This window comes from Microbacterium sp. CnD16-F (genome assembly GCF_024124465.1).
GTDB classification, from domain to species: domain Bacteria; phylum Actinomycetota; class Actinomycetes; order Actinomycetales; family Microbacteriaceae; genus Microbacterium; species Microbacterium gawkjiense.
Genome location: NZ_JAMXSA010000075.1, coordinates 1 through 10,292 on the forward strand (window position 1 = coordinate 1; position 10,292 = coordinate 10,292).

9 protein-coding genes, 1 tRNA gene and 1 pseudogene are annotated in these 10,292 nt (G+C 71.2%); 1 reads left to right on the forward strand and 10 read right to left on the reverse strand.

Annotated elements, in window-relative coordinates; all coding sequences use genetic code 11:
* Both NH287_RS14025 and NH287_RS14030 read right to left on the reverse strand, forming a co-directional pair.
* On the reverse strand, nt 1-120 hold a 120-nt coding region (locus tag NH287_RS14025), incomplete at its 3' end, for a DUF2510 domain-containing protein (RefSeq protein ID WP_253036114.1).
* The gene (locus tag NH287_RS14030; protein WP_253036108.1) at nt 117-716 is read right to left on the reverse strand and encodes an isochorismatase family protein; all 600 of its coding nucleotides are present in this window, start codon (nt 714-716) and stop codon (nt 117-119) included. The genes NH287_RS14025 and NH287_RS14030, both read right to left, overlap by 4 nt.
* A 69-nt stretch (nt 717-785) precedes the next feature.
* Here NH287_RS14030 and NH287_RS14035 point away from each other — a divergent pair, with 69 nt between their 5' ends.
* Complete coding sequence (locus NH287_RS14035; RefSeq protein WP_253036109.1) at nt 786-1,178, forward strand: DUF3054 domain-containing protein; 393 nt, start codon at nt 786-788, stop codon at nt 1,176-1,178.
* Nucleotides 1,179-1,187: 9 nt separating this feature from the next.
* Here the strand turns inward: NH287_RS14035 and NH287_RS14040 are convergent, their stop codons facing one another.
* From NH287_RS14040 to NH287_RS14075, 8 genes and pseudogenes are all read right to left on the reverse strand, one after another.
* The gene (locus tag NH287_RS14040; RefSeq protein ID WP_253036110.1) at nt 1,188-3,422 is read right to left on the reverse strand and encodes an efflux RND transporter permease subunit; all 2,235 of its coding nucleotides are present in this window, start codon (nt 3,420-3,422) and stop codon (nt 1,188-1,190) included.
* A gap of 38 nt (nt 3,423-3,460) precedes the next feature.
* Nucleotides 3,461-3,850, reverse strand: a complete 390-nt coding sequence (locus NH287_RS14045) for a hypothetical protein (protein ID WP_253036111.1) — start codon at nt 3,848-3,850, stop codon at nt 3,461-3,463.
* Between the two features lie 17 nt (nt 3,851-3,867).
* A tRNA-Thr gene (locus NH287_RS14050) sits at nt 3,868-3,943 on the reverse strand.
* Nucleotides 3,944-4,010: 67 nt separating this feature from the next.
* A complete protein-coding gene (locus NH287_RS14055) occupies nt 4,011-5,555 on the reverse strand; it encodes an alpha/beta hydrolase (RefSeq protein WP_253036112.1) in 1,545 nt (514 codons plus the stop codon).
* Nucleotides 5,552-6,703 (reverse strand): DNA polymerase III subunit delta', encoded by a 1,152-nt coding sequence (locus tag NH287_RS14060; protein ID WP_217530908.1) that lies wholly within the window; start codon nt 6,701-6,703, stop codon nt 5,552-5,554. Before NH287_RS14060 ends, NH287_RS14055 begins: the two co-directional genes overlap by 4 nt.
* A 30-nt stretch (nt 6,704-6,733) precedes the next feature.
* Nucleotides 6,734-7,357 (reverse strand): dTMP kinase, encoded by a 624-nt coding sequence (tmk, locus tag NH287_RS14065; RefSeq protein WP_217530906.1) that lies wholly within the window; start codon nt 7,355-7,357, stop codon nt 6,734-6,736.
* Complete coding sequence (gene topA, locus NH287_RS14070) at nt 7,354-10,017, reverse strand: type I DNA topoisomerase (RefSeq protein ID WP_253036113.1); 2,664 nt, start codon at nt 10,015-10,017, stop codon at nt 7,354-7,356. Before topA ends, tmk begins: the two co-directional genes overlap by 4 nt.
* A 77-nt stretch (nt 10,018-10,094) precedes the next feature.
* A pseudogene (locus NH287_RS14075) lies at nt 10,095-10,292 on the reverse strand (helicase); the annotation flags it as partial.

Here is a 10,292-nt window from a genome sequence, read left to right on the forward strand (position 1 = left end):
GACCGCGACGGACGTGCGCGGGGCGACCGTGTCGGTCGCCCACTCGGTGCCGTCCCACCATCGCAGCTGATCCGGCTCGCCCGGGTCGGGGTACCAGCCCGCGGGCGCCTGGCGGCTCACCGGCCGCTCTCGTCGCGGTCGCCCGTCGACGAGGCGAGCTCGGCACCGGCGTGCGCGAGTTCGGCGAGCGCGGCTTCGCTGGGGGCGGGCGCGACGCCGGCGATGAGGTCGGTGAGGATGCGCACCCGTCGCCCGTGCGCGATCGCGTCGAGGGCGGATGCCCGGACGCAGTGATCCGTCGCGATCCCGGTGACGTCGACGTCGATCACGCCGTGCGCCGTCAGCAGGTCCGCGACCCTCTCACCGGCATCCGTCACGCCTTCGAACAGCGAGTAGGCGGGCCGGCCCTGCCCCTTCTTGACGTGGTGCGTGACCGCGCTCGTGTCGAGGCCGGGGTCGTAATCCGCGCCCGGGGTGTCCGCGACGCAGTGCACGGGCCACGAGTCGACGAAGTCGGGCTCGGCGGCGAAGTGCCCGCCGTTGTCGCCGTCGCCGTCGTGCCAGTCGCGCGAGGCGACGATGAGGTCGTAGTCGGCGGCGTGGGCTCTCAGGTGCGACGTGATGGCTGCGGCGACCGCATCCCCTCCGTCGACGCCCAGGGCCCCGCCCTCGGTGAAATCGTTCTGCACATCGACGATGAACAGCGCTCGGGTCATGTGACGAGGGTACGACGGCGCGGGGCCGGCGGTCATCTCCGTGTCGCGGGCGGCGGCTACGCTGGCGGCATGACCGTCCCCGTCCGCGACCGCCGCTCGACCGCAGGCATCCTCGCCGCCCTCGGCCTCGACGTCGTGCTGGTGACGGTCTTCGCCGCGATCGGACGGGCCAGCCACTCCGAGGCGCCGTTCACGGGTCTCGCGACGACGGCGGGGCCCTTCGTCTCCGCCCTCGTGGCCGGCTGGCTGGTGGCCCTCGCCTGGCGCGCCCCGCTCGCGGTGGTGCGCACCGGCATCCCGGTGTGGGCGGTCACCGTCGTCGGCGGCATGATCCTGCGCGCCCTCTCCGGTCAGGGCGTGCAGGTCGCCTTCGTCATCGTCGCGGCATCCGTCCTGCTCCTGCTGCTGGTGGGATGGCGCCTCGTCGCCGCGCTCGTCGCCCGCCGCCGCTCGGCCGACTGACGGCGTCCCTCACGCGTCGAGCGTGCGGCGGTACTCGGCGCGCGTCATCTCCTCGGGTGCGGCATCCGCCGAAGCGTCGCCCGCATCGACACGGGACAGCTTCGAGGGCCACCAGATCTTCCGGCCGATGTCGTACGCGAGGGCCGGGACCAGTAGCGAGCGGACGACGAAGGTGTCGAGCAGCACGCCGAAGGCGACGATGAAGGCGAGCTGGACGAGGAAGAGGATCTGGATCACGCCGAGCGCCGCGAACGTCGCCGCCAGCACGAGGCCCGCCGAGGTGATCACCCCGCCCGTCGCGACGAGTCCGCGGAGGATGCCGCGGCGCGTCCCGTGGACCAGCGATTCCTCGCGCACGCGCGACATGAGGAAGATGTTGTAGTCGATGCCGAGGGCGACGAGGAAGACGAAGCCGTAGAGCGGCACGGCGGGATCGCCGCCCGGGAACCCGAACACGTCGTTGAAGACGAGCGCGCTCACGCCCAGCGCCGCCGCGAACGACACGATGACGCTGAGGATCAGCAGCACCGGTGCGAGCACCGAGCGCAGCAGCAGCATGAGGATCAGCAGCACGACGACGAGGATGACGGGGATGATCACCGTCCGGTCGCGGATCGAGGTGTCGTTGGTGTCGAGGTCGACGGCGGTGGTGCCGCCGACGATCCCCTCGAACGGCGCGTCGGCGAGGGAGGCTCGCAGTTCGCGCACCGTCTGCTCGGCCTCGAGAGAGTCCGCCGCGTCCGAGAGGGTGGCCACGAGCATGACGTCGCCGCCGTCCACGGTCGGCTCGGGGGCCGGCGTCCCGGGAGGGCCCTGCGGCGCCAGGACGAGCTCGCCGCCCTCGACGCTGACGGCGGCCTGCCCCGAGGGCGTGTCAGCGGCCACCACACCGACGGAGTCGACCCCGTCCTGACCGGCGACGAGCTCGGCCGCCTCGGGGGCGTCGCCCTCGGACACGATGACGTAGAGCGGGCTGCCCGACCCCGCCGGGAAGTGCTCGGCGAGCACGACCCCGCCGTCCCGCGCTGGGGACTCCCCCAGCACGAGTTCGCTGGCGGGGACGCCGTCCGCCTTCAGCTGGGTGACACCGACGGATGCCGCCAGCAGCACGACCGTCGAGAGGATCCAGACGACCCGCGCGCGGCGCGCGACGAACCGTGCGAGCTTCGCCCACAGCCCGCGGATGGGCTGCGTCAGGTCGGCGGGGAGCTCCGCCATGCCGGTCTTCGGGATGAACGGCCAGAACGCCGCGCGCCCGACGAGCGCGAGGAGCGCGGGCAGGAAGGTCAGCGCCGACAGCATCGCGAACGCGATGCCGATCGAGGCGATGGGGCCGAGGGCACGGTTGCTCGCGAGGTCGCTCAGGAGCAGGCAGAGGAGGCCCGCGATGACCGTGCCGCCCGAGGCGAGGATGGGTTCGATCGACCCCTTCCAGGCGGCGGTCGCGGCATCCCACCTCCGGCGGCCCTCCCCGATCGCCTCCCGGAAGCGCGCGACGTAGAGCAGGGCGTAGTCGGTCGCGGCGCCGATGACGAGGATGAAGAGGATGCCCTGGACCTGACCGTTGAGGACGACGATCCCCGCCTTCGCGAGCCACCACACGCTCAGGAGGGCGACGCAGAGCGCGAACACCGAGGTCAGCAGCACGAGGATCGGCAGCAGCGGCGAACGGTAGACGACCACGAGGATGACGAACACGGCGCCGAGCGCGACGAGAAGCAGCAGGCCGTCGATGCCGGTGAAGCCGGTCGCGAGGTCGGCGGTGAAGCCGGCCGGACCCGTGACCCACGCCTGCAGGGAGTCGGGAGCGTCCGCCGCGACGAGTTCGCGCACCTCGCCGACGATGTCGGTGACCTCCGCCGAGGCGTTGATGGAGACGACCACCTGCGCCGCCCCGCCGTCCTCGGACGGGATGGCGGGCGAGACCTCGAGGACGCCCTCGAGTGCACCGATCTCGTCGGCGACGGTCTGCACGCCCTCGAGGTCGGCGCCGTCGAGGCTGCCGGTGCCCTCGAAGACGACGAGCGCCGGGATCGCGTCGCCGCCGAGGAAGTCGTCGAGGCGCTCCTGCACCTGCGTCGACTCGGCGCTCTGCGGCAGGAAGGTCGACTGGTCGTTCGTCGAGACCTTTTCGACCTTGCCGAAATAGGGGCCGCCGATGGATCCCCCGGCGAGCCAGATGACCACGAGGACGAGTGGAAGCGCGATGCGCAGCCAGCGTGAGGGTGTCGATGCGGAGGACATATACCTAGCTTATCTAGATATACGCTTTTGCAACAATCTCAGGATCGCAGGAAGAAGACGACCACCGAGGCGAGCACCGTCACGACGCCCAGGACACCGCCGCCGATCGCGAGCCCCACCAGTAGTCGCAGGACGGGCGGACGCCTCGTGAACCGCATGCGATCGCGCCAGCCGTGGCGATACCAGATGCGCGCCGTGCCGCCTGCCCCGAGGTGATCGCGGTCGTGAGCAGACAGCTCTGCGGCGTTCACCTCGCCGGCGTCGTCGAGCCACCGCAGGGTGCGACCGTCCTCGTCGAGGTACGCGTCCGCGGGGAGCCAAGTGCCGTCGGACGCCCACACGACGACGGCGGCGATCCCGAAGACGACCGCAGCCCCGAAGCCCACCCACGAGAAGATCTCGAGAATCGCATCGAGGGCCTGTGTCACCCGTGTGTCCTCTGTTCTGGAGCCACCTAAGGGAATCGAACCCTTGACCTATTCATTACGAGTGAATCGCTCTGCCGTCTGAGCTAAGGTGGCGCGCTTCGCTCGCGCGTTGCACGATCATCGATCCTACAGGGTCCGAGGGGATGGTGCGAACGCGGCTCTATCCGGCGTCGCAGCGGACGTCGCCGGTGGGCACCTCGCCGTCCTCGACGTACGCAACGACGGTGTCGTCGACGCAGGCGTTCCCCTTGTTGAACCCTGTGTGCCCCTCCCCCACCCGCGTGATCAGGATGCCGGAGCTCAGCTGCTCGGCCAAGGCCGCCGACCACTCGTAGGGGGTCGCGGGGTCGTTCGTGGTGCCGATGACGAGGATCGGCGCCGCCCCGTCGGCGGTGATCTCGCTGCGTGAGCCCGTCGGCGGGTAGGGCCATTCGTCGCAAAGGTCGACGTCGGAGCTCCAGTACGGCGCGAAGGTGGGCGCGTCCTCGGCGACCTGAGCCTCCGCCTCCGCGACGACGTCGGCCGGGTCGGCCGGGTAGTCCATGCAGTTGTATGCCGAGAACGCTTCCGTCGAGTTGTCGAGGTACGACCCGTCGTAGCGGTTGTAGTAGCGGTCGACGAGGGCGAACATCTCGTCGGGATCGCCTTCGAGGACCGCGGTGAGCGCCGACGAGAGCGTCGCCCAGCTGCCCTCGCTGTAGAGCGCCGAGATGATGCCCATCACGAGCGCATCGGCCCCCAGCATCCGCCCGTCCGAGGCCGGCAGCGGGGACGCCTCGACGGCGGCGAGCGCGTCCTCGAGCTGCTGCTGCGCCGCGTCCTGCGCCCCGTCGAACGGGCAGTCCGAGCCGGCGAGGCACCAGGTCAGATAGGCGTCGAGCGCGGATTGGAAACCGGCGGCCTGTCGCGCGCCGACGATCGCGCCCGGGATCGACGGGTCGAGTCCGCCGTCGAGGACGACCCGGCCGACGTTCTGCGGGAAGAGCTTCGCGTACGTCGCGCCGAGGAACGATCCGTACGAGTACCCGAGGTAGGCGAGCTTCTCGTCGCCGAGCACAGCGCGCATGAGGTCGAGGTCGCGGGCCGCGTTCTCGGTGGTGATGAAGGGCAGGATGCCGCCGCTGTTCGCGTCGCAGGCGCGGGCGAACGCGGCGGCCGACTGCCGCTGCTCGCCGGCGCGCTCGGGCGTGCCGCGCGGGGCGGCGGGGATGTCGAAGAGGTACCGGTCCATCGCGGCGGCGTCGAGGCAGCGCACCGCCGTGGAGCGTCCGACCCCGCGCGGATCGAAGCCGACGACGTCGTACGACTGCAGCAGCTTCGGCCCGACGGCGAAACCCGCCGACTGCCGGACCATGTCGACGCCGCTCGCACCCGGTCCGCCGGGGTTGACGAACAGCGACCCCTTCGACTCGCCGTTCGAGGCGACGCGGACGATGACGGCGAGGTCGAGGTCGCCGGCGTCGGGGTCGGTCCAGTCGCGCGGCGCGGTGATCGTGCCGCAGAAGTAGCCCCCGTCGTCGAAGCCGGTGCACTGCTCCCACGCGACGTCCTGGCCGTAATAGTCCTCGAAGCCGGCGGGGGCGCCGGAGACCACCGGCGCGCGGTCGGGGGCGACGGGCGTCCTCGGGGTGCAGCCGGCGAGCATCGCCGCGAGACCGGCCGCCAGGACGGCGGCCGCCGCGCGGCGGAGCACGCCGCGGATCACGCCGCGCGCCCCGTCGCGACGGTGATCAGCATGCTCTCGAGGGCCAGGGCGGGGGCGGCATTGCCCTGCAGGTTGGTGCGCGTGAGCGCGATGGCGTCGAGGACGGTCAGGGTGTGCTGCGGCGTCCACGCCGCCGCGAGCGCCTCGATGTCGGGCGTGAGCTCGCGGTTGATGAGCTCGGTCTCGCGGCCGAACTGCCGCATGAGCGTGTCGCGGTAGAGCGACTCGAGGTCGGTCAGCACCCGGTCGATCCCGTCGCGCAGGCTGCGGGTCGCGCGCCGTTTCTGCTCGTCCTCGAGGGCGCTGACCTGGCTGCGCACGGCGGGAGGCACGGCGCTGCCCGGAGCGACCCCGAGCGTGCGCAACAGCGCCTCGCGCTCGCTCTCGTCGCGTTCCGCGGTGAGCGCCTTCGCGTCGTCGGTCGCGGACTGCACGATCGTGGCAGCGACCTCGACCGCGTCGCCGACACCGCGCACGCGGAGCACCGCGCGGAGGGTGCGCTCGCGACGCTCACGGGATGCCGCATCCGTCGCCAACCGCTGCGCCATGCCGATGTGGCGCTGTGCGAGCCGGGCCGACTGCTCGGCCACGGTGTCATCGACGCCCGTCCGCTGGACGATGAGCCGGGCCACGTCGGCGACGTCGGGCTCGCGCAGCCGCAGAATGCGCACGCGCGAGCGGATCGTGGGGAGCAGATCCGCGTCGCTCGGCGCGCAGAGGATCCAGACGGTCTGCTCGGGCGGCTCCTCGAGGGCCTTCAGCAGGACGTTGCTCGTCCGCTCGACCATGCGGTCGGCGTCCTCCATGACCATGACCCGGTAGCGCCCGAGCGACGGCGAGAAGTAGGACCGTTCGACGAGCGAGCGCGCCTCTTTGATCGAGATGATGACGCCCTCGGTGCGGAGGGCCGCGAGGTCGGGGTGGGTCCGCGCCATGACCTGCCGCATCGCGTTCTCGTCGCCCGGCTCGGCGATGAGCGCCGCCGCGAACGCGTACGCGAGGGTCGACCGGCCCGATCCCGGCGGTCCGGTGATGAGCCACGCGTGCGCCAGCTGGGAGGGGTCGGATGCCGCGGACCGCAACTGCGCGACGGCCTCGTCCTGACCCCAGACCTCGCCCCACGGGAGCACGTCGGTGGAGGCGGTCATGCCGTTCAGCCTACGAGGTGCCGGGGACGCTCAGGACAGGTGCGGGGCGACGCGGGAGCGGATCTCCGCCGCGATCTCGTCGATCGCCCGCGTCGCGTCGACGACGAGGAAGCGGTCCGGATCGGCTTCCGCGAGCGCGAGGAACGCCGCGCGCACGCGCTCGTGGAACGCGCTCTTCTCGGCTTCGAGCCGGTCGAACGGCTTGTCGGCGGCATCCAATCGTCCGCGCGCCGTCGCCGGATCGACATCCAGCAGGACCGTGATGTCGGGGAGCGCACCCTCCGTGGCCCACAGCGACAGGTCGCGGATCTCCCCTCCGTCGAGCACGCGGCCGGCGCCCTGATAGGCGACCGAGCTGTCGAGGTAGCGGTCCTGGAGGACGACGTCGCCGCGCTCGATCGCCGGCCGCACGAGGGTCGCGACGTGGTGGGCGCGGTCGGCGGCGTAGAGGAGCGCTTCGGCGCGCGGCGCGATGTCGCCGCGGTGGTGCAGGACGATGTCGCGGATGAGGACGCCGACGTCGGTGCCGCCGGGTTCGCGCGTGCGCACGACCCGGCGACCCTGCTCGCGGAGCCACTGCTCCAGCAGGGCCGCCTGCGTCGTCTTGCCCGAGCCGTCACCCCCCTCGAGGGTGATCCACAGCCCGGAGGTCACTTCTTCTTCGCCGCCGGCTTGCGCGCCGCGGGCTTGCGGGTCGTGCGCTTGGGCGCCGGTCCTTTGGCCCGCTTGTCGGCGAGCATCTGCACGGCGACCTCGAAGGTGATGTCGTCGGGCGTCTGACCGCGCGGGATCGTCACGTTGGTCGTGCCGTCGGTGACGTAGGCCCCGAAACGGCCGTCCTTGATGCGGATCGGCTTGCCACTGACCGGGTCGGCCTCGAACTCCTTCAGCGAGGTCGCGGCGCGGTTGGCGTACTTCGGCTGCGAGTAGATCTCGAGGGCCTGCTCGAGCGTGATGTCGAAGATCATGTCCTCGCTCGCGATGCTGCGCGAGTCGGTGCCCTTCTTGATGTACGGACCGTACGGACCGTTCTGGGCAGTGATGACGGTGCCGGACTCGGGGTCGACACCCACTTCGCGCGGCAGCGACAGGAGCTTCAGCGCGGTCGCGAGGTCGATCGTCTCGGGCGACATGCTCTTGAACAGCGAGGCGCGCTTGGGCTTGGGTGCCACGGCCTTCTTCGCGCCGCGCTTGGGCTTCGCGTCCTCGGCCGGCGCCTCCTCCTCGGGGAGCACCTCTTCGAGGTAGGGCCCGAAACGACCGTCCTTGATGACGACGTCGCGGCCGTTCTCGGGGTTCTGCCCGAGGACACGGTCGCCGCCGACGGGCGCCTCGATGAGCTCCTGCGCCTTCTCGGGCGTGAGCTCGTCGGGGGCGAGGTCGTCGGGGACGTTGATGCGCCGCGGCGTCTCGGGGTCGTCGCCCGGGACCTCGAGGTACGGACCGTAGCGGCCGAAGCGGAGCACCGCGACGTCGCCGATCCTGGTGGAGTTGATCTCGCGCGCGTCGATGTCGCCCAGGTTGTCGACGATGTTGCGGAGGCCGACGTGGTCCTCGGAGCCGAAGTAGAACTCGCGCAGCCAGGCGGCGCGGTTCTGCTCGCCCCGGGCGATCGCGTCGAGGTCGTCCTCGAGCGCGGCGGTGAAGTCGTAGTCGACGAGATCGGCGAAGTGCTCCTCGAGCAGCCGCACGATGCTGAACGCGAGCCAGCTGGGGACGAGGGCCTGGCCGCGCTTGGACACGTAGCCGCGGTCGAGGATGACGTCGATGATGCTCGCGAAGGTCGAGGGACGGCCGATGCCGCGCTCCTCGAGCGCCTTGACGAGCGACGCCTCGGTGTAGCGGGGCTTGGGGCTCGTCGCGTGCCCCTTCGGCTCGACGTCGGTCAGCCGCAGTGCGTCGCCGACGGCGAGCGCCGGCAGCGACTGGTCGTCGGTGCGGTCGTTGTCGTGGCGCTTCTCGTCGCGGCCCTCCTCGTACGCGTCGAGGAAGCCCTTGAACGTGTAGACGGTGCCGGATGCCGTGAACGTCGCGGTGCGACCGGCGGCATCCGCGTCGATCGCGACGGTCGTCGTCTCATACTTCGCGTCGGCCATCTGGCTGGCGACGGTGCGCTTCCAGATCAGGTCGTACAGGCGCAGCTCGTCGCGGTCGAGGCCGGAGGTGACCTCCTTGGGCGTGCGGAAGTGCTCGCCCGAAGGACGGATCGCCTCGTGCGCCTCCTGCGCGTTCTTCGCGTTGTTGCGGTAGCTGCGGGGATTGGCGGGCACGGCCTTGTCGCCGTACAGCGCGACGGCCTGCGTGCGCGCCGCGGTGACCGCCTGGGCCGACAGGGCGGTCGAGTCGGTACGCATATAGGTGATGTACCCCTTCTCGTAGAGCCGCTGCGCGACGCCCATGGCGTGCTTGGCGCTCATCGAGAGCTTGCGACCGGCCTCCTGCTGGAGGGTCGAGGTCGTGAACGGGGGCTTGGGGCTGCGGGTGCCGGGCTTTGCCTCGACGCTGACGACGGATGCCGCGCCCGACGCCTCGAGCGCTGCGGCCAGCTCGCGCGCCTGGTCCTCGCTGAGGACGACGACGGCCTTCTTCAGCGCACCGGTGTCGTCGAAGTCGGTGCCGCGCGCCAGCGGGGCGCCGTCGAGGCGGGCGAGGCGGATCGCGAACGAGTCCGAGCCCTTCACGGCGGTCGAGTCGACGTCCCAGTACGAGGCGGACACGAACGCCATGCGCTCGCGCTCGCGCTCGACCACCATGCGGGTCGCGGCGGACTGCACGCGCCCGGCGCTCGTGCCCTGACCCACCTTGCGGCGTGTGACGTCCGAGACGTCCCAGCCGTAGAGGCGGTCGAGGATGCGCCGCGTCTCCTGCGCGTCGACGAGGGCGTGATCGAGCTCGCGGGTGTTCTTCACCGCGGCCTGGATCGCGTCCTTCGTGATCTCGTGGAAGACCATGCGCTTGACGGGGACCTTGGGCTTCAGGGTCTCGAGCAGGTGCCACGCGATGGCTTCGCCCTCGCGGTCCTCATCGGTGGCGAGCAGGAGTTCGTCGGCGTTCTTCAGGGCGCGCTTGAGCTCGGCGACCGTCTTCTTGCCGCGGTCGCTCTCCACATAAAGAGGAGTGAAGTCGTTCTCGATGTCGATGGAGTACTTGCCGACGGAGGTCTTCTTCAGATCCGCCGGGATGTCCTTCTTGTCGGCGAGGTCGCGGATGTGCCCGACCGAACTCATGACCTCGTATCCGTCACCCAGGTATCCCTGGATCGAGCGCATCTTCGTCGGCGACTCGACGATGACGAGCTTCTTGCCCTGTGCCACGTGGGGTCCTTTCTTCGTTGCACACCATACACACCGCGTTGTCAAGAGCACGCTGGGAGCGGTTGCGGTCCGGCGCGTCACCCGGCGCCGGGCGGCGGGCCCGCGCGGGCGCGCGCCCGCGCGTCCAGGGGGCCGACGCCGATCGAGACCTCGATCGTGGCGATGAGGCCGTCGATGCGACACGCGGAGACCGATGCGCCCGCGCGCGAGGCGACGTCCGCGGCGCGTGCGCACGGTTCGCCGGGAACGAGTCCCGACGCGGTGTCGGCGGCCGC